The organism is Aestuariibaculum lutulentum (assembly GCF_032926325.1).
Taxonomy (GTDB): domain Bacteria; phylum Bacteroidota; class Bacteroidia; order Flavobacteriales; family Flavobacteriaceae; genus Aestuariibaculum; species Aestuariibaculum lutulentum.
On sequence record NZ_CP136709.1, the window covers coordinates 744,895 to 765,859 of the forward strand.

At 34.4% G+C, this 20,965-nt stretch carries 17 protein-coding genes; 3 read left to right on the forward strand and 14 right to left on the reverse strand.

Features of this window, described 5'->3' with window-relative positions; genetic code table 11:
• Positions 1-103 precede the first annotated feature (103 nt).
• Positions 104-1,486 carry a mannosyltransferase gene (locus tag R1X58_RS03355; protein WP_240571938.1) on the forward strand — a complete coding sequence of 461 codons (1,383 nt, stop codon included), beginning with the start codon at positions 104-106 and terminating at the stop codon, positions 1,484-1,486.
• Positions 1,487-1,531: 45 nt separating this feature from the next.
• Here the strand turns inward: R1X58_RS03355 and R1X58_RS03360 are convergent, their stop codons facing one another.
• The 12 genes from R1X58_RS03360 to R1X58_RS03415 all read right to left on the reverse strand — a co-directional run bounded on the left by R1X58_RS03360 (position 1,532) and on the right by R1X58_RS03415 (position 12,459).
• On the reverse strand, positions 1,532-1,765 hold the full coding sequence (locus R1X58_RS03360; RefSeq protein ID WP_240571939.1) for a hypothetical protein: 234 nt from the start codon (positions 1,763-1,765) through the stop codon (positions 1,532-1,534).
• A gap of 16 nt (positions 1,766-1,781) precedes the next feature.
• Positions 1,782-2,141, reverse strand: coding sequence for a hypothetical protein (locus R1X58_RS03365; RefSeq protein ID WP_240571940.1), 360 nt, complete (start codon positions 2,139-2,141; stop codon positions 1,782-1,784).
• Positions 2,142-2,165: 24 nt separating this feature from the next.
• On the reverse strand, positions 2,166-3,143 hold the full coding sequence (locus tag R1X58_RS03370) for a deoxyhypusine synthase family protein (RefSeq protein WP_240571941.1): 978 nt from the start codon (positions 3,141-3,143) through the stop codon (positions 2,166-2,168).
• Positions 3,144-3,320: 177 nt separating this feature from the next.
• Positions 3,321-4,718, reverse strand: a complete 1,398-nt coding sequence (locus R1X58_RS03375; protein ID WP_240571942.1) for a type III PLP-dependent enzyme domain-containing protein — start codon at positions 4,716-4,718, stop codon at positions 3,321-3,323.
• A 479-nt stretch (positions 4,719-5,197) separates the two neighbouring features.
• Positions 5,198-6,073, reverse strand: a complete 876-nt coding sequence (locus R1X58_RS03380) for a pseudouridine synthase (protein WP_240571943.1) — start codon at positions 6,071-6,073, stop codon at positions 5,198-5,200.
• Between the two features lie 44 nt (positions 6,074-6,117).
• Positions 6,118-7,032, reverse strand: coding sequence for a geranylgeranylglycerol-phosphate geranylgeranyltransferase (locus tag R1X58_RS03385; RefSeq protein WP_240571944.1), 915 nt, complete (start codon positions 7,030-7,032; stop codon positions 6,118-6,120).
• 49 nt (positions 7,033-7,081) lie between these two features.
• Positions 7,082-8,011, reverse strand: a complete 930-nt coding sequence (locus R1X58_RS03390) for a mevalonate kinase family protein (RefSeq protein WP_240571945.1) — start codon at positions 8,009-8,011, stop codon at positions 7,082-7,084.
• A gap of 59 nt (positions 8,012-8,070) precedes the next feature.
• On the reverse strand, positions 8,071-9,156 hold the full coding sequence (locus tag R1X58_RS03395; RefSeq protein ID WP_240571946.1) for a diphosphomevalonate/mevalonate 3,5-bisphosphate decarboxylase family protein: 1,086 nt from the start codon (positions 9,154-9,156) through the stop codon (positions 8,071-8,073).
• 3 nt (positions 9,157-9,159) lie between these two features.
• Positions 9,160-9,696 carry a DUF1697 domain-containing protein gene (locus R1X58_RS03400; RefSeq protein ID WP_240571947.1) on the reverse strand — a complete coding sequence of 179 codons (537 nt, stop codon included), beginning with the start codon at positions 9,694-9,696 and terminating at the stop codon, positions 9,160-9,162.
• Positions 9,693-10,904 (reverse strand): BaiN/RdsA family NAD(P)/FAD-dependent oxidoreductase, encoded by a 1,212-nt coding sequence (locus tag R1X58_RS03405; RefSeq protein WP_240571948.1) that lies wholly within the window; start codon positions 10,902-10,904, stop codon positions 9,693-9,695. The genes R1X58_RS03400 and R1X58_RS03405 overlap by 4 nt, the downstream gene beginning before the upstream one ends.
• Entirely contained in the window at positions 10,901-11,590 is a 690-nt protein-coding gene (locus R1X58_RS03410) for a glycerophosphodiester phosphodiesterase (RefSeq protein WP_240571949.1), read from the reverse strand. Before R1X58_RS03410 ends, R1X58_RS03405 begins: the two co-directional genes overlap by 4 nt.
• On the reverse strand, positions 11,590-12,459 hold the full coding sequence (locus R1X58_RS03415) for an acyl-CoA thioesterase (protein ID WP_240571950.1): 870 nt from the start codon (positions 12,457-12,459) through the stop codon (positions 11,590-11,592). Before R1X58_RS03415 ends, R1X58_RS03410 begins: the two co-directional genes overlap by 1 nt.
• Positions 12,460-12,552: 93 nt before the next feature.
• Here R1X58_RS03415 and R1X58_RS03420 point away from each other — a divergent pair, with 93 nt between their 5' ends.
• Entirely contained in the window at positions 12,553-13,365 is an 813-nt protein-coding gene (locus R1X58_RS03420) for a hypothetical protein (RefSeq protein WP_240571951.1), read from the forward strand.
• 49 nt (positions 13,366-13,414) lie between these two features.
• Here the strand turns inward: R1X58_RS03420 and R1X58_RS03425 are convergent, their stop codons facing one another.
• On the reverse strand, positions 13,415-17,122 hold the full coding sequence (locus tag R1X58_RS03425) for a metallophosphoesterase (protein ID WP_240571952.1): 3,708 nt from the start codon (positions 17,120-17,122) through the stop codon (positions 13,415-13,417).
• 240 nt (positions 17,123-17,362) lie between these two features.
• Between R1X58_RS03425 and R1X58_RS03430 the strand changes: the two genes are divergently transcribed.
• Positions 17,363-18,550 carry a Pycsar system effector family protein gene (locus tag R1X58_RS03430; RefSeq protein ID WP_240571953.1) on the forward strand — a complete coding sequence of 396 codons (1,188 nt, stop codon included), beginning with the start codon at positions 17,363-17,365 and terminating at the stop codon, positions 18,548-18,550.
• 16 nt (positions 18,551-18,566) lie between these two features.
• On the opposite strand, the gene R1X58_RS03435 is transcribed toward R1X58_RS03430, so the two are convergent.
• Positions 18,567-20,948, reverse strand: coding sequence for a GAF domain-containing protein (locus R1X58_RS03435; protein ID WP_240571954.1), 2,382 nt, complete (start codon positions 20,946-20,948; stop codon positions 18,567-18,569).
• Positions 20,949-20,965: the final 17 nt, after the last annotated feature.

Sequence of the window (20,965 nt, forward strand, 5' to 3'; positions counted from 1 at the left end):
AGGCAATTCTATTAAAATGTCTGTAAAAAAATGAAGCAAAAAATTAAGGAAGTTGAATGTTTTTAGACCTATAGGACACCGAAAATGATATTATATTTGAACTATGCTGAATAACTTACAATTTACGAATTATAGAAAAAGCGGATTTCTGTTCGTTCTAGCTTCAACGATTTTGTTTTTTGTATTTGCATATTATTCAAAAAGAACAGATTACAATTTGCTGATTTTACTTTATAGCACATTATTTATTCTGTTTTATAAACTTATACAAGTTTACAAAGAAAACATTGGTTTATTAACGCTAATATCCTTTGGCTTCCGAGCCTTATTTATTCTGGCTATTCCTAATCTTTCTCAGGATTTTTATCGATTTATATGGGATGGCCGGATGCTATTAGAAGGCTATAACCCTTACTTATTTACAGTAGAATCGTTTATTAACAGTCATGAATACCCTGTAGCACAAGCTGAAGAATTATTTCATGGCATGGGCGAGCTCAATGCCAGTCATTTAACCAATTACCCGCCATTAAATCAGTTGTGTTTTTTAATTGCTGCCCTATTTGCTAAAACGAATATTTTAGGCTCTGTTGTTGTAATGCGTCTACTTATTATTGCTGCTGATTTTGGAACCTTACACTTTGGAAAGAAACTTTTAAAGGTTATTAACATTCCTGTTCATAACATCTTTTTGTACGTACTAAACCCTTTTATAATAATAGAATTAACAGGAAATCTACATTTTGAAGGCATCATGATTTTCCTTTTAATCTGGAGTTTGTATCTACTCCAAAAAGGTAAATGGATGCTGTCGGCAGTTGTTTTTGCATTATCGGTTTCTACAAAGCTTATCCCTTTAATGTTTTTACCTTTATTATTTCAATGGTTTATTAAAAGAGATACTTCTAAAAGTAAAGGATTAATAAAATTAATGACGTATTATGCATTGGTCCTTTTAATAACCATGACGAGTTTTCTACCGTTCTACTCAACAGATTTTGTTAACAACTATGCACAAACCGTTGGTCTATGGTTTCAACGCTTCGAATTTAATGCCAGTTTGTATTATATAGCTCGAGCTATTGGATATATGTTTAGAGGCTATAATGAAATCGGCGTCATTGGGACATTTATTCCAGTTTTGGTTATTCTTTTCATTTTGATTTTAACATACTTCAGAAATAATAAATCAATACAACAACTAATAATAAGTATGCTATTTGCGCTGAGCTTTTACCTTTTTACGGCAACAACTGTGCACCCGTGGTATATTGCCACGCTTTTAATATTATCGGTATTTACAAATTATAAATTTCCTTTAGTATGGAGCTTTGTTATTATTTTAAGCTATTTGGCTTATGCCAATACCAACAATATTGAAAACTTGTGGATTATTGCCTTGGAATACCTTATTGTGTATACCGTTTATATTTGGGAAGTCATTTTAAATAAACCTTTAAAACTAAAAAAGTCTGCCGAAAAATAAACGACAGACTTTTAATATAAGTTTTGACTTTTTAATGACTTGAAATTATTGAATTGGTTTTAAACTTTCAATTCTATAAATACTAATTTCTTCATCGTCATCTTCAAAATCTTCAACAAAAGTTATTTTAAATTCCTGATCTATATAACTTTTATCGTTCTTTAAATCGTATTGTTTTAGCACTCTTGGATGTACTTCTTCGAACACCAATTCCTCTCCATTTTCAAACCAAAAAGTATAATACCCTTTTTTGTAAGACTTAAAAACAGCTGTTCTCATTTTATACTACAATAATTTATTCGTTATCGTCGTCATCATCTTCTTCTTCGTCATCAGCCACATCGTTAGCCGAATCATCGTCATCGTCGTCGTCTCCTTCTCCATCTTCAACTTTTACGCTTTCAAAATCAACGTCAGTATCATTTCCGTCGTTGTCATCATCACCAAAGTCTTCCATTGCCTGTACAAGACGTTTACCAACTTTTACTAAATAAATAGTATCATCGGTACGCACCTCAACCGCCTCTATAATTTCATTTTGAGCATTTCTAAATGAAATCACATCGGTGTCATCATATCCATCAGGAAACTTCTCTACAAGAAGATTTAAAATATCCTGATTCAACTTTTTGTAATCTACAATTCTACGTAACATTTTATTTTTTAAGGGTTGGTTATATTATTGATCTAACAAATATGCAAAAATTAACGGAGCAACAATAGTTGCATCACTTTCTATTATAAATTTAGGGGTGTCGATATCTAATTTACCCCATGTAATTTTTTCGTTTGGTACTGCTCCAGAATAAGAACCGTAACTTGTTGTAGAGTCACTAATCTGGCAGAAATAACTCCAGAAAGGTACGTCATGCATTTCCATATCCTGGTATAGCATTGGCACCACACAAATTGGGAAATCTCCAGCAATACCTCCTCCAATTTGAAAAAACCCTACGCCTTTTCCTGAAGAATTTTTTGGATACCAGTCGGCTAACCACATCATGTATTCAATACCACTTTTCATGGTTGAAGCTTTAAATTCGCCTTTAATACAGTATGATGCAAAAATGTTACCCATAGTACTGTCTTCCCATCCTGGAACAACAATTGGTAAATTTTTCTCGGCAGCAGCAATCATCCAAGAATCTTTAGGATCAATCTCGTAGTATTGCTCTAAAACGCCTGAATTTAACATTTGATACATGAATTCATGTGGAAAATAACGCTCTCCAGATTTATCGGCTTTATTCCAGATATCGTATAAATGTGATTGTAATCTTCTAAATGCCTCCTCTTCCGGAATACAAGTATCTGTAACACGATTATAGTGGTTTTCTAATAAATCCCACTCTTCCTGTGGCGATAAATCACGGTAATTTGGCACACGTTTATAAGAATTGTGCGCTACTAAATTCATGATATCTTCTTCAAGATTTGCCCCTGTACAAGAGATGATATGAACTTTATCTTGACGAATCATTTCAGCTAACGACTTTCCTAACTCGGCAGTACTCATTGCACCCGCCAAGGTCACCATCATTTTACCTCCTTCTAACAAGTGTGTTTCATAACCCTTTGCGGCATCTACTAAAGCAGCTGCGTTAAAGTGTAAATAATTTTTTTCTATAAATTGTGAAATTGGTCCTTTAGTACTCATTTTCTTAACTCTTTAATATTGTTTTTGTAGAATCTCAGATAATCACATCCTAAATCTACATGTATAAATTTATAACTTAACCTTTTATAATACAATCTTGCTTTTAAACAATTCTGAAATTTGTATTCATTCTAAAACCTTAATTCAATAAATACGCATTTCTTATTCGTTTATGCTTTAGTTCTCGTAACCTAAGATTTTAAGCAGATCTTCACTTTTTTGTTGTTCACTAAATAATGATGTTGTGATGTTTCCATCTTCATCTCTATCAATTAAAATATGCTTTGGCGACGGAATTAAACAGTGCTGTAAGCCACCAAAACCACCAATCGTTTCCTGGTATGCTCCTGTATTGAAGAAACCAAGATACAAAGGTTTTTCTTTGTTATACTTCGGCAGGTAAATAGCATTCATATGCTGTTCACTGTTGTAATAATCGTCACTATCACAGGTTAGACCTCCTAATAACACACGCTCATAACTTTCATGCCAACGGTTAATTGGCAATAAAATGAAACGCTTGTTAATAGCCCAGGTATCAGGAAGTGTGGTAATGAACGATGAATTAATCATATTCCACTTTTCACGGTCGTTTTGTTGCTTTTGGTACAACACTTCGTAAATAGCTCCACCACTTTCTCCAACAGTAAAACTACCAAACTCAGTAAAAATATGTGGTACTGGAACTTCTTCATCTTCACAAGCTAATTTAATCTGATTGATAATTTCATCAACCATATATTCGTAATCAAATTCAAATGCTAATGAATTTTTAATTGGGAAACCTCCTCCAATATTTAAACTATCTAACGACGGACAAATCTTTTTAAGACTCGTGTAAACTTTTAAACATTTATGTAACTCGTTCCAATAATAAGCGTTATCGCGAATACCTGTGTTAATAAAAAAGTGTAACATTTTAAGTTTTACCTTTTTATTTCCCTGGATTTGATTTTTATAAAACGGAACGATGTTTTTATATCCAATACCTAATCTTGAGGTATAAAACTCGAACTTTGGCTCTTCCTCTGATGCTATACGAATACCTACGTTAAATTTACCTTCAATTTCCTGAGACAATAAATCTAATTCTTCGTAATTATCAATAATTGGAATCGCATTTTTATGACCATTATTTATAAGCCTCGCAATGTTAGTTACATATTGTGAACGCTTAAAACCATTACTAATCACATAAGTTTCATCGGTAATTTTACCTTCCTTTTTAAGGTTTTCAACTATATCAATATCAAATGCTGATGATGTTTCTATGTGAATATCATTCTTTAAAGCTTCGTTTAATACGTGCTTAAAATGTGAACTTTTTGTACAATAGCAATAATGGTATTTTCCTTTGTATTTATTGTTTTTTAAAGCTTTTTTAAACCACCCTTTTGCCTTGTTAATATTATTTGAAATTTGCGGTAAATAAGTAAACTTTAAAGGCGCACCATACTCTTCTACTAACGCCATTAAATCTATATCATGAAACTGTAAGTGCTTTTCTTCCAGTTTAAATTCTTCTTGTGGAAAATCGAAAGTTTGATTAATTAAATCTATGTATTTGGTATTCATTATTTTATTTTAAATATTTAAAAATGAGAATTATAATATAATTCATTATTAAGTTAATATCAAATAAAATATATCAAACTTGTAGTTGAGGATGGGTCGTAGGAATAAAGCCAAACAAATGTTGGCTTAAAAAAACATAACATGCGGAAGCTAGCTCTAAAATTCGGTTACTTAATCTATAAGCTGCTCTTGAAAATGACTCCCTATTGTTCAAAAGCCCGAACATAAAAACAGATTTCAATTGTTCAGCTAAATAAGTTACAAATGAACTACAAAAAAATGAATTTCAAACTCTTTTGAATATTTTTTTTGAATATTTTTTTCAACCAGTAAACACGGGACATTCCGCTCCTATACTGCCTTCAGACACTTTTATCTCTTGTAGTTTTTACTACAAAACTCCTTAGTATTAATCAAAAAAAAGACCAGCGTATAAAAATTCACCGGTCTTTATATTTTTTGGCACTGGTATTTACTTCTTAAAGCATTTTTAAACTGTTCAGTTCCTGCTCTGTTAAATGCTTCCAGTGACCTCTAGGTATATCCTTTTTCGTTAAATGTGCAATAGCTACACAATCTAAACTTACAATATCATAATTCAGGTGTTCAAAAATAGTACGGATGATATTATTTCCGGTATTTTTAATTTTTAAACCTACCTCTTTTTTAGAAGCTCCTTCGATATAGCTAATCTCTTCTACAGTGATTAATTTATCTTCAACTTTTATTCCTGCTTGAATCTTCTTTAAGTCTTCTAACTTTAAATTTTTACTTAATTCAATATGGAATAAACGAGGCACACCGTTCTTAGAATTTGTAAACTTATTAACAATCGTTTCATCGTTTGTAAATAAGATTAAGCCTTTCGAGTTACGTCCTAAACGACCAATAGGCTTAATTCTTGAACTCGTTGCGTTAGCAACTAAATCCATCACGGTTCTACCTTTACCCTCACTTGTTGTTGTTGCAAATCCTTTAGGTTTATTTAATAAAACATAGGCTTTTTTCTCAGGGTTAATGCGAGAACCATCGTAACGTACTTCGTCTCCTGGCTTTACTTTGTATCCCATTTCGGTAACCACAACGCCATTTACAGTAACAAGACCGGTAGCAATGTGTACATCGGCTTCTCTTCGAGAACACATACCAGAATTAGCGACATATTTATTTAAACGAATCTCGTCCGGATTCGATGCTTTTTGATTTGAGCTTGTCTTTTTTACAGGTGCATTTCCTCTTGCAAAGCTTTTTGTGTTTGAATTAGCAACACCTCGGCTGCTGTTCTTTTTTGCACCACTTTGCTGCCCTCTTCCTGAAGGTTTTCCTTTTCTATTTGTCCCTTGATTTCTGCTCATTGCTTACTAATTATTTTGTGCAAAGATAATCTATAATTCGTTGCCTAACGCATTAATGTAATTTTATTCAAAACCAGCGAAATATCAATAAGTGGAATACTAAAAACACCAGCGAGAATAATGAATTTTAAAATATTATGAAGTATTAAATACTGTAATTTACTATTTGATTTCCAGAGTAAAAACTGAAACACGACTAAAAGAAAGATACTCGCATAAAAGAAATAACTCATCTTCCCCACATGAAATTTATCTATTAACAAATACGCAGGAATCACGGTTAGAACGCCAAGAATAGTCAACATTACTTTTGAAGCTTTCTCGCCGTAGACTATTGGAATCGTTTTATAATCCTGTGCCATATCGCCCTTTATATTTTCCAGGTCTTTGGTGAGCTCACGCATTGAAATCATTAAAAACAAAAACATGGCGTGTACAAATATGACATGCTCGAAATTTTTATAATAAATGAAAATGATAAAAAATGGCGTGATGGTTAGAATTGCCGATGTTAAATTCCCAACGAATGGCAACTTCTTAAGTTTATGTGAATAAAACCAGATACCGAAAATATACACCGAAAAGAACACGACTGCTCTAAACGACACATAACTCGCCAGAATAACAGCCAGAAAATTAAGAACAAAATACAACGAAAGCTTCGTATTCTGACTCACCAACCTATCTAGCATGGATTTTTGTGGCCTGTTGATTAAATCTTTCTCCGAATCGTAAAAATTATTAATAATATACCCCCCTGCAATGGTCATCCCACTAGCCATTACCAGCATGAATAAATTTAAATCAAAAACCACCGACTTTACCGGTAAATGATTTCCTAAAATATAAATACTCGCTAAATACTGCGCGATAACAACAATAAGAATGTTGTAACCACGAACCACAGAAAACATACTAAAAAATTTAATTAAAATATGTTTCTGTCTTCGGTTAAGCATAGGGTAAAATGTTTATGAGATTCTGAAAAGTTTCAGAATGACAGAAGTTTTAGAAGTTATAAACAACCTCTAATTTATATTCAGATAGAGCTAATTTGGCTTTTTCAATATCTTCGGTAAACCCTAAAATATAGCCACCACCACCAGAACCACAAAGTTTAAGATAGTAATCGTTAGTCTCCAGGCCTTTTTTCCAAAGCCCGTGAAATTGTTTTGGAATCATGGGTTTAAAATGACTTAACACCACTTTAGATAACTGCTTTGTATTTTGAAATAAGGATTTCACATCGCCTTTTAAGAAATCATCAACGCAGGCATCGGTATGTTTTATAAACTGATCTTTAAGCATACTACGGAAACCTTCCTGTTTCATGTTTTCCATAAAAATACTAATCATTGGTGCGGTTTCACCAACAATACCACTATCTAATAAAAATACGGCGCCTTTACCATCTGGTTTTTGCGACGGAATTCCAGTCGCTTCAATATTATCTTTAGAATTGATTAAAATTGGAATACTTAAATAACTGTTTAACGGATCTAACCCTGATGATTTACCGTGGAAAAACGACTCCATTTCAGAAAAAATGGTTTTAAGTTGTAACAGTTTTTCACGAGTTAGATTTTCTAAAACCGTTATTTTATCCTGAGCATAGTTATAATAAATAGCAGCTACTAAAGCCCCACTACTTCCTACACCATACCCTTGAGGAATAGAAGAATCGAAGTACATACCTTCTTCAACATCTTTCTTTAAAGCTTCAATATCGAAGGTTACTAATTCAGGATTAATGGTTTCTAAATAATCAGCGAAACGCTTTAAGCTTTTATTCGATTGAATAGCCTCTTCGGTAGGGTTCTCTGAAACTTTCAGCGCCCCATTATAAAAATTATAAGGAATAGATAAACCTTTGGAGTCTTTGATGATTCCATACTCACCAAAAAGTAAAATTTTCGAGTAAAAAAGAGGTCCTTTCATAAGTTATATTCAATTAGCTAAGCGCTTAAAACCAATATTTTATACAAAGATAAGAATATTTATTGTACTTGTTTCGCACCGAAACCTATCTGGTCGCAAATATATTGCTCGTTTTGACAATATGCAACTAACTCGTTCTTAATAAATTCAAGGATTTGCTCAGATTCCTGTTTCGGGTATAACACATGTACATTTGCTCCGGCATCTAAAGTAAACCCAATATGCGCCCCAGTTTCATTCCTAAACGCCCAGATTTTATTAATAATTTCCAGAGTATTTGGTTTCATTAAAATAAAATATGGCATACTGGTCATCATCATGGCATGAAGCGTTAAGGCCTCACTTTCAATCAAGCTGATAAACGCATCCAGATCACCGGACTCTAAAATAGGCTTTAGCTTTTCCAAATTATCATGGGCCTGAGCAAATCGGTTTTGTGCATACGGATGTTTAAACATTAAATTATGACCAACCGTGCTACTCACCTGCTTTTCGCCTTTATCAACCAACAGAATGGTATCTTGATACTCCTTAAAATTCTCATGAACAGCATACGGATATTTCACACCAAACAAATCACTACTTCCTTCAACAACTTCGTTTTCACCCCAAACAATTAAATCGCCTTCAATACTTCTACAAGCACTTCCTGAACCTAAACGGGCTAAAAACGATGCTTTTTGATTGAAATATTCTTCTGAAAGTTCTTCTAAAACCAACTGTTTTTCAATACTCATTAAACACAAAGCCATGGCACTCATCCCACTTGCAGACGAAGCAATCCCCGAACTGTGCGGAAATGTATTTCGTGTTTCAACTACAAATTTATAATCCTTTAAAAAGGGCACATACGCTTCAACGCGCTTAAAAAAAGTTTCAATTTTAGGCTTAAAATCATCTTTTTTTTCGCCATCTAAATACACTTCAAAATCAAAATCGGACGCGTCATCCTTTTTTTCAAAAGTTAACGTCGTTATGGTTTTACAGTTATTAAGCGTAAAACTGATAGATGGATTTTCCGGAATCTGATTTTTCTTCTTCCCCCAGTATTTCACTAAGGCAATATTACTTGGCGACTCCCAGGTTACCTTACCCTGAGCTACTGTTTCTGTATATGTTTGAGGAATAAATTGTGCTTCGGTCATGTCTTAATATTCTGCCGACAAAGATAACAACTTTAGCATAGTATTATAATTTCTTGCCGTTGCTATGACGTTTAATTTACGCTCGAAAAAATTATTATTGAATTTCGTTTTACCATATCCGTTTGAACTGAAGAAATAAATACAATTTTCGGTAATAGTGAATTGTTCTTCGGAAGCACTTAATTTCTGAATTCCTTTAACTAATTCAGCATTTGGCTCATCAAACAACAACATAAAATAGCTTTTCTTTAATACTTCTTCGGAGAACGGACTCGCTTCGAAAATAGTTTGAAAATTCTCAGGAGTTTTCACCAAAACAGAAACATCGAAACCGAATTGCTTTAAAATGGCTTTTGAAATAGTTTCTGCAATTGTTTTTTCATCATTTAAACCCGACAGAAACACCAAATTACCACTTTGAATATAGGTTTTAACATTATTAAATCCTTCTTCAGTGAGTAACTTACGTAAATCTGCCATCGGAATTTTCTTTTGACCGCTAACGTTTATCCCTCGAAGTAATGCGATGTAGGGTTTCATTTTGCTATAGCCTTTGAAGCAATATACGCGCCTGTCCAGGCATTTTGAAAGTTAAATCCGCCAGTTACGGCATCTATGTTTAATACTTCTCCAGCAAAAAACAGATTTTTATGAATTCGGCTTTCAAAAGTTTTAAAGTTAATTTCCTTTAAATCGACACCACCAGCGGTTACAAATTCATCTTTAAAGGTGCTTTTTCCGTCTACATTAAAAACGGCTTTGATTAACTGACCAGCCAACGCTTCTAATTGTTGTTTATTTAATTCGGCCCAACGGGTTTCTTCATCCATATTAGATGCCAACACCAACTGATGCCATAAGCGTTTTGGCAAATCGAATTGTGTCGATTTGAACACAGTTTTCTTAGCCAAATCCTGTTTCAAAACTTTTAATTCTTCCAGACAATCTTCGAACGACTGTCTGATAAAATTAATTTCTATTTGAAATTTATAATCCAGCTTAGCCAGCTCCACCGCACCAAAGGCCGACAACTTTAAAATAGACGGTGCACTCATTCCCCAATGCGTAATTAACAATGGACCTTCGCTATACAAATTGGTTCCTAAAACCGAAACCTCAACATGCGAAGCCACAACTCCTGGAATATCTTTTATACGGCTATCGTTTATATTGAACGTAAATAACGACGGAACGGGTTGCGAAATGGCATGCCCTAAATTCTCAAGAAGTTTCCAGAATTTCACACTGCTTCCGGTTGCAATTAACAAGGTTTCACACTGAAACATTTCGTCTTTGGTATGAATCTCAAATCCTTCATCTAAAGGTTGAATATCTGAAACATTCTGACTGTACAATATCTCAACCTGATGCTTTTTAGCTTCATTTAAAAAACAATCGATAATAGTTTGTGAAGAATTCGACTCCGGAAACATACGTCCGTCATCTTCAATTTTTAAAGGCACGCCGCGTTTTTCAAACCATTCAATAGTATCACCTGTCATAAACTGATGGAAAGGTCCTAAAAGTTCCTTCTCACCACGCGGGTAATTCTTTATTAATTCCTGCGGAATAAATTCGGCATGCGTCACATTACAGCGACCACCACCAGATATTTTCACCTTTTGAAGTCCTTCTTTTGCCTTTTCTAAAATAACGACTTTTAACTCCGGATTCTGCTCCGCAATGTTGATTGCCGCAAAAAAACCAGCTGCACCACCGCCAACTATAATAACATCGTATTGCTTCATATTCTATCTGGATAGTCGGAAATGATACCATCTACACCATAACTTTTCATTCTGGCTATAGTTTCTTCATCATTAACCGTCCACGTATTTACTTTATACCCTTTTGATTGGGCAAAATTAACGTTCTCGCGAGTTAATAAAGCAAAATTGGGATGAATAATTTTTGAATTAATAGTTTCAGCAAATTCAATAGCTTCAGCAACATTGGCTTTCGTTAAAACTGCCAACGGAATTTGCTTATTCAGTTTATAAACATCTTCCAACTCGTGATGCTGAAAACTGGACACGATAAAATCGGAATACTTCCAGCCTTTCTCATTAACATAAGTTTCAATTATGTCACAGGTTTTAGCTGCAGTGTGTTTTCCTTTTAATTCAATATTCAACAAGCAAGTTTTGTTTATTAAATCCAGAACTTCTTCAAGTGTTGGTATTTTATAATGTTCGTTAACATTAATTTCTTTAAGTTCTTTTAAAGTCCGTTTACCAATTTCACCTGTGCCATTGGTCATTCTATCTAAAGTAAAATCGTGAAACACAACCAATTCTCCCGAAGCACATCCATGCACATCGATTTCAATACCATCAACATTAAAACTCAATGCTTTTTGTATCGACTCGATAGTGTTTTCTGCTACATATGCCAAAGCGCCTCGATGTCCCACTTTTAAACCTTTGTAATTCATTATTTCTTTTTAATTGGTCGCATTAAACCTTCCTGAGTTACAGACGCTACAAGCTTGCCGTCTCGGGTAAAAATATTACCTCGTGCAAAACCTCGAGCATTTGATGTATTGGGCGACTCTATAGAATACAGCATCCAGTCATCGAAATCGAAATCTCTAAAATACCACATCGAGTGATCTAAACTGGCCGTTTGAGTATTCCCATAATGTGCTTTACTGGCATGACGGTTCATGGCTGCTGCCAGAATATTATAGTCTGATATGTAGGTTAAAATTTGTTGCTTTGTGGCATGATCTAAGGATGTGGCATCCCCGTTTAGTTTAAACCAAACATGGGTAAAAGAGGGCAAATCTTCTTTATTAAACGGATTCACCACTTCCACCGGCTTAAACTCTATTGGTCGCTCGACTTCAATAAAACTTTTGGTACGAGATGGAATGGCATCACCAAACTGATCGAGCATATCAGTCCAGCTTAGTAATTCTTCCGGCTGTTTTATACCTTCCGGCATATCTATTTGATGATTATAACCTTCCTCTTCCTTATGAAAGGATGCTGACAAAATAAAAATGGTCGTGCCTTCCTGAGCGGCTGTAACCCGACGAACCGAAAAACTTCCACCATCGCGGACAATGCTTACATTATATTCAATGGGTTTTGTTAAATCCCCCGCTTCTAAGAAATAAGCATGCATAGAATGTAGAATTCTATCGTTTACACCTGTTCTGCTTGCGGCATTAATGGCCTGCGCCAAAACCTGACCACCAAACACATGCGGACTTCCAATCGTTACACTGTTACCAACAAAAGTAGTATCTCCTGTTTTTCCTAATTTTATAAGATCTATTAACTGATTAACCGTTGTCATGCGCTCGTTTTTCTAATGAATCTATAAATCTAATAAATGAAAATAAGCCGACCATATTTTTTAAATACTTAATTTTGCCGAAAATCATTAATCATGCCCTTAAGAATTCAATATATCCTTTTTTTCTCTTTCTTATTTATTGCTTGTAGCACCGGAAAACTTACTGTTGTAGCCGATATTCCTAACGAATTAAAAGAAGTTTCAGGAAACGAAATTACCACCAATTCCGATTTAATCTGGGTGATTGAAGACGCTGGAAACCGCAACAATGTATATGGCTTAAACGACAAAGGTTACATTGTAAAAGACATCGACGTTAAAAATGCCAATAACATGGATTGGGAAGATTTAACGACCGACAATGAAGGAAATCTGTATATTGGCGATATTGGAAACAACGATAAAAACCGAAAATGGTTGAGCATCTTAAAAATATCTAATCCGGAAATAATTGAAGACGAAACCACAGCTGAAGTGATAAAGTTTAAACTTCCTAAAGGCGAAAGTCCTAAAGACTTTGAAGCTATGTTTTTTTACAACGATTTCTTCTATTTATTTAGCAAAGAACCGGGAAAAGCTATTCTAATAAAAGTGCCAAACATCATAGGAAAACATACCGCTGAAATTTTGACCGAATTTAACCTTAACGGAAAAAACAACCAAATCACATCGGCAGACATAAGTGATGATGGCAAAACCGTGGTTTTACTTAACCATGAAAAAGTCTGGATATTAACCAATTTCACCGACGATAATTTCTTTGGAGGAAAACTAACAAAACTACCTTTTGAGCACGATTCTCAAAAAGAAGGCGTTTGTTTTGAAGACAACAATACTATTCTGATTACCGATGAAAGTAACGACGATTTAGGCAGTAACATTTATAGCTTTGAGCTGAATAAATAAGAGTTCACTTCTCACCTCTGTTCGGACGAATACCTACTAATTTTATCTATTAAAACTTCATCCCAAAACCGAAAGAAAAACGCATACCATCTTCTCCGTTAAACAGATTAAATGTTGCCGAAACGGTTTCTGCAGCGGCTACCCAAAAACCACCACCGTAATCGTTATGCCATTTATCTGAATAATCACCACGCAACCAAACACGACCTACATCGCCACCTGCAAATACGCCAATTTGCAACGGTACAAATCCGGTTTTAAACGAATTAAAGCTATATCGCAAATCGGCACTACCAATAAACGAATTACGACCTGTAAAACGCTGCGTGCGATAACCTCTAAATCCGTTTTCACCTCCAATGTTGGCTGCCTGATAAAAAATTAAGTCGTCACCAAAACGAAATTGTGTTCTGGCATCTGTCTTCAAAACCCATTTTTTATTTACCGATAGCGCATTATAAAACCCTAAATTTGAATTGATATAACCATAGGTAAAGGTTGATTCCTTAAGTTCGGTTTTTCCGCCAACTTCAGCTAAAAACGTCATACCTCGCAAAGGGTTTAACTGTTTATCAAAACTGTTGTAACTGTAATTTACTTCCGCTCCTGCGAAAAAACGTCTTTCGTAAAAATCAAGATTGATAAGTGGTTCAAACTCTGAAATAAATCGGTTAGGTGTATCTTGAATTTCTATGCCTTCAAACATTAATTTTACTCCAAAAGCACTCCCGTAATTAGTAGTTTTTAACAACCCAATATCGAAACCATAAATTCCGGTTTTCACCCGGTTGTAATCTAAGCCCAAATCGTCATCATTATTTTGGGTCTCATTGCCATAACCAAAGAAGTTATTGGTGAAATTTTCACTTGCAAACACACCTCCAACCGCTAAATTCCACTCTCCAAGAACATTTGCAAATTGTCCGTTGTAACGAATATCATAACCTTCGGTAGCAAAGTAATAACCTGCTCTAAAACGGTGCTGTGTTGAAAATGGATTCCGTTTAAATCCTTTAGTAGTTTTTGTAAAGGACACACCTAATTTCATTCCATCGTCTGGATTATAACCAATACCGGGGGCTATAAAATTGGTTCTGGTAATGCCTTTTTCAAAATCGAAAAGATTCAGGTTATAAATATCTGTAAAATTGATTCCGGCGCCATTATTTTTTTCAATGGTGTTTTTCTTGCTCTTATGGTCGTAAACCTTAATACGATTTCCGTTTTTTATGATATAGATATCGTTATTTTGTCCGCCAATTAACCGCGTAAAAATAGGATGCTTTCCTTCTCCTGAAACTTCAAAAACATCTTTATCATCCAGACCGTAAATCCAAAGTTCTTTGGTTATATTTCTATCGAAGGTTCTATCGACAAGAACCTCTCCTTTTTTACCATTTTTAATACGAGATATGACCACTTTGGTTTTATAATCTTCAACGCGCTGTACTTCAATATAATCGTCTTTATCTGTTGCTGTTATAACTACCAACTCGTTTAAATAGACATAATAGCGACTGGCAATATCTTTAAGATTTCCACGTCTTCCTTTTAATTTGGCTTTGATGTCCTGAAGTTGCTCATTTTTTACTTCATCAGGTACATCTTCAAAAGCTTTTTCTATAACTTCATCAGTAATGTGTTTCTGAAGAAATTCAGCTTGCTGTAACCATAAATCTTCTTTTGCATTCTGAATCAATACACGATCTAAACGAATTCCAGCACTGTTTACCCACTTTATATCTTTCAGTTCGGCATCGTAAACCTGAAGCTGTTTAACCGGATTACTTATTTTTTTCAAAAGTGTTAATAATCCGCCATCAAAATTTGAAAATGCCTGATCGCGATCTCTCGGAATTGGTCTGTATAATTTATCACCATTTTCCTGATTAAATTGTGCCCAACGCCATTGGTCCTGATGCCTATCCCAATCGCCTATAAGCATATCGAATAAACGTGCTCTTATGTAAGCTTCTTCATCAATTTTATATTTTTCGTCTTTTCTAATTTTAGCAATAATATCGTGAGAACTTTCAATATCAGCGGCATAACCAAAACTCTCTTTATACGCCTGATTTTCCTCTGGACGTTCTTCAATTAAATACAACTCGTCACCGTATTCATCGTTAAAATCACCTAAATATTTATGTTTTGGAATGTAATACAGTTCTGGTTCGGTATGATACACCTTTGCTGCTTTTGAAAGCTCCGGAATAATTGTAAATGTATAAGGATGAGCCGCAGTATAAAAGTCTAAAATAAGCTCTTCTACTTCGGTTTGCTTAAAATCGTTTTCAATATAAATATCTTTAAACAAGACGGCTTGTAGATATTGTGTCGCACTCTTTTTAAGAGCACGCATATTAAACTGACGACCGTCTTTGGTTTTTAAACGCAAGGACCGGGTTTGGTGTCCTCCGCCTTTTCTAACAATTTCCAATCCGCCGTAAAGGGTATCTAAAGTTGCTACGCGCGCCTTGATTTTTGTACTGTATAAATCGCGATAATGGTCTCCCCAGAAAGTTTTAAACGCTTCGGAACGATTGGTTTCTTCTTCGGTATAAACTGAAACATCAAGTGTTTGCGGAAAATGCTCTTCTAAATCGGACACATCAAGTGGTTTGTAAGTTGGATACACTTCCTTTTGATACAATAATTGGGCAGTCCCTCCTTCTGATGAATAAAATTGCACATGACTACTTCCATCCTTAAAAACAGTATACACGGCAAAACCCAGTTTTCCGTAAGAGAACAATCCGTCATCGCCTAATGCAGCATAAGACTCTTTTGAACCCGCTCCGGAAATAATTTGTTTTATATCGTCATGCTCTATGTACTGTAAGGTATGCTCATGCCCAGAAACAAATACAATGTTTCCGTTATTTATAGACATGGTTTCTATGCGCTGCATCAATTGGTTATACCGTTTGTTGTAGCGATCTTGAGGAGAGACTCCTCCCTGTGCTCGTAACTGTACTGCCAAAGACGCCAACCCCGGAAGTGGAATTGGCTTTTGAGTAGGAAACAAATGTTTTGCTGCTGCAAATTCACCACCGTGGGCTCCATTTGAGAACATAGGATGGTGCATGGCAATCACTATCGTTTTTCCCTGTCCCTTTTTGATTTCACCTTCTAACTCATCGAAAAAGAGCGCTTCAGTTTTTATTTCACAATCGTCGTTTATCGTTGGATTTTTATTCCAGTTTTCAAGATACCATTGGGTATCTATAATAATTAATTGTACCTTATCGCTAACCTCAATACTTTCCAAAGGACAACCATTTGCGGGTAAGAACGTATTTTTACCTAAGGCCTTTTCTATATATTTTTCTTCCTCTTTTAATCCTACAAGTCGGTTGGCATACCAATCGTGATTTCCAGGAATAAAAATAGTTTCCCCTTGAAACCCTTCAACCGCCAGCACTTGAACATTCAAACTTTGTTCGGCTTCTGCCCTTCCCTTTTCATCCTTTTTGGGCATTCCGGCCGGATAGATATTATCACCTAAAAAAAGCACATAATCATTCTCTGTTTTCTTCCCTTTTATAAAATTCTGAAAGGCTTTAACAGCTGACGAAGCTTCATTATTATATACTAATCCACCGTCTCCAATCAAGTAAAACCTAGTTTCAACCTCTTTCTCAGGAAAAGCCAACTGCGCAGAATTATCACTTTTATACTGTGCCTTTTTTGTAGCACAGGCTGTTAAAATAGTGAAACTCACTAAAACTGAAATGGTTGAAACGTATAACTTCATTAAGGTTATTTTTAAACTATAAAGGTACTAATTTGTGATACTCTAGGTTATAAAACCCGTAAAATCACATCTCTTTAAAGATAACTAAACTTCGCTTAATTAAGTTAAGAAGATTTTTTAATGGAAAAACATTAATTTAAGAACGCACCGAAGGCTTTATGCATCCTCGATTATCAAGTAAAATTACATCTCTTTTAGTTTTATTTAGTAATTTGTACCCGTGTAAATTCAAGAGTATTTATGTCGCAATTAATAGAAACCACCGAATCGTTTGTTTTTAATTTGTTTAAATCGCAATTAGACCAGACCTTTTTATATCATAACCTTACACATACCGAACGTGTTTTAAGAAGCCTTCGAGAAATCATATCAAATTCAGATATTAGTCAGGAAGACGCTGAAATGCTACAGTTAGCTGCCTTACTTCATGATACGGGTTATATTAATTCCAGAGAAAATCATGAAGAAGAAAGTGTAAAAATTGCGACCGAATTTTTGAAAGAAAATCAGGTTAATCAGTCTACCATTGAAGCTATTAGTAATTGTATCCTGGCGACCAAATTTGAAGGCAAACCAACAACCGAATTAGAAAAAATTATTCGAGATGCCGACTCATCACACTTTGGCAAACCTTATTTTGATGAAGCCAGTGAATTTTTAAGGAAAGAACTTGAAATTCAAGGTGTAAAAAACTATTCAACTTCAGAATGGTTGGATGAAAACATTAAAGTATTAACTAAAAAACACGAGTTTTACACCGATTACGCTTTACAAAACTGGCAAAAACAAAAAGAAGAGAATTTAAGTAAGCTTATTAAGCAAAAGAAAAAATTAAAAGATCAATTAAACAAAGAAAAGCTTAAAGCCAGATACAAAGCGCAATACAAAAGTGAAAGCCCGGAGCGCGGTATTCAAACCTTTTATCGTGTTGCTTTAAGAAACCATATTAAATTGAGCGATATTGCCGATACTAAAGCCAACATTCTGCTTTCGGTAAATGCCATTATTATTTCGTTGGTGTTATCTAATCTGTTTTCAAAATTAGATAATCCGAGTAACGCTTATTTAATTATACCTACCGCCATATTTACAACTTCGAGTGTTATTTCTATGGTTTTATCTATTATCGCGACCCGACCAAATGTAACACGTGGCCAGTTTTCAAAAGAAGACGTTGCTAACAAAAATGTAAATTTAGCCTTCTTTGGAAACTTCCATAAAATGGAATTAAACGAGTTTGAATGGGCTATTAGTGAGCTTTTAAAAGACAAAGACTATTTATACACAGCTTTAACCAAAGACTTATACTTCTTAGGAAAAGTACTTGACCGCAAATACCGTATTTTACGTATTACCTACTCTTGCTTTATGATAGGCATTATTGTATCAGTATTAGCTTTCGCTATTTCGTTTAAACTAATGAATTAAAGTAATTGTTGTTTCGCTAAGCCTTGATAGTTTTCATTAAATCGTCGTACGAATAAAATTCTTTGGCATTTTCCTCCTGTTGGTATAAGATCCCTACACGAATGGCTTTTACACCGGTAACGCCCTGTAGGTCTTCCAATTCAACAATTTCAACTTCATTATTTAATAACTTTTTATGCTGAAGGAATTTAATATATTCTAAATATTCTATTTCATCTGCTTTTTGAGAGTAGATAATGGTTATTTTACCTTTTTCGGTAACACGTTTTCCTGTACCTTTAATAACGGCTTTATCTACACGCTTTTTAACTACCTCGTAACGTGCATTGTAAGTCCCATCAACATCAAACTGTTTTTCATCCATTCTAAAACTAATGGTTAACGGCTGATTAAACACCAAAATCATGGAAGCAACATCTAACTGCACCGGATACTTATGACGGTTTTGGTAATAATCATTCTCCATTTCACACATCACCTGTAACTGCCATAACCTTAAATTATACAGATATATAGTATTAAAACTTTCTTCTTTGGTAATAGCTTCACCAATGTACATGTTATGCTCTACCCCATCGGTTTTAAAACGTTCGAAGTAATGCGGATACATTTGCTGAGCATCTTTCTGCTTTTCATCCAGAACAGAAGCCATATTTTTATTGATAAGCGCAATGGTTTTATCGAAATCCTTTCGGTAATGATACACTACGTTTAGATTCGGATCTATCTTACTAAAATAATCTTCTATCGTTTCGCGATACATCTCCTTTTTAGCCATAAAAAACTTAAACAACGGCTCTATTTCCTGTTTAAGGAAATTAGCTATCTGCTGTTCGCTATCTACTTTAAAATCTTCATTAAGCTGTTTTCTATAACTATCTATTTGAAATTTTAATTGTCCGTAAATGGGTAGTGTTTCTTCTGCAAGTACATCATGAATAATACTATTCACCAATGTTAACTGAAGTTCTAAATCGCGTTTAGTCGCCAGATTTCTTACTTCTGAAGAACCTTTAACATCTATTTGTCCGAATAACGGATACACATTTTGAAAGCTAATTTTACTAAACACAGCATTATTACCAACCTCTTGTTTATCCTTTAAAAACTGACGTGCTGCATTTTCAAATTTCCAGCTTACACTACTATGAATTGAAGTACATTCCTGCTGAATAACTGCCTCGATTAAATTTTCATATTCACGCTTAGAACGCTTTACAGCCGATAAAATAAACGGCATCACATCTACCAGCTTATTCGCATTAACGCTATTTAGAATTTTAGGGGTTTTCGAAACGATCTCTAAAATACCTAACAATTCATTTTTATCTGAAATAGGCGCAAAAATAGCACTCTTAATGCCCTGCTCCTTTAGTATTCTAAATTGAGCAACCTTCCCTTTAGACATCTCGTAATACTTGTCGACATCTGAAATAGAATATGAGGTATTTTTATTAATTAATGCTTTATAAGAAGCCTCACACAATACCGTTTTACAAGGCGACTCTTCTATATCTTTTAATAAAAAACTTTCTATGCCCTGCTCGTGAACACAGTCGAAACTATCATCTGTTTTATTGTAAATCGAAAAACCAACCTGTAAATCCTTAATCCCTAAAAGCGACTGAAATATAGACTGAAATTCGCCCATAAACTGTTTGCTTTCATGTTTACTTTCGGCTATTAAAGTAGACTTCATATTCGATATCGACTGATCATCGGTGACATCGAACATGTTCGAAATCACAAAACCTTTAAACAGGTAACTCTTTGGTGGGAACTTCGTTTTCCAAAGTTCAATATCTTTAAAATTATCGATTAACTCATTAAAGTCATCCTGAGTAATTTTAGGTGCATTTTCGGTAGGAATAATTTCTATGAAATCGGCATTATACGCAATTTTATAAAAACGCATAATCCCTTCAGCATCCGGTATTTCGTATAAAATAGGACGCTTAAAATTTAAATTATACCCGTAACACGCATTTAAAATAACCGCACAAGACATGATATAAATATCATTCTCAGGCATATTTTTCATTTTCAACTCAAAACCTTCGCCTGCTTCTTCAATTATTTTTTTAAATCGATTTGACGCATTAAACACAACATCTTTAAAAGGCATTGATGCTGTTTTAATTTCATTATTGCTTAACACTTCACTAAACGAATCCTGTAAAATAAGTTTAATTTCCTTTTTATAAGTTTCAAAATAATCAGGATCACTGAAACCATCTCTTAAAATAGGATACGGTTCCTGTACCTCTAAAACTTTACGGGCTTTTGAAGCAATAAATTCGTCTTCGCTTGTTGCTAAGCGCTCATAATGCTCAATAAGTTTATTGAAACTTATTCGCAAATCGAAAGGCGATGGTGTATTTTCGTTGATATCTATCATAGCTTTTACAGATGCAG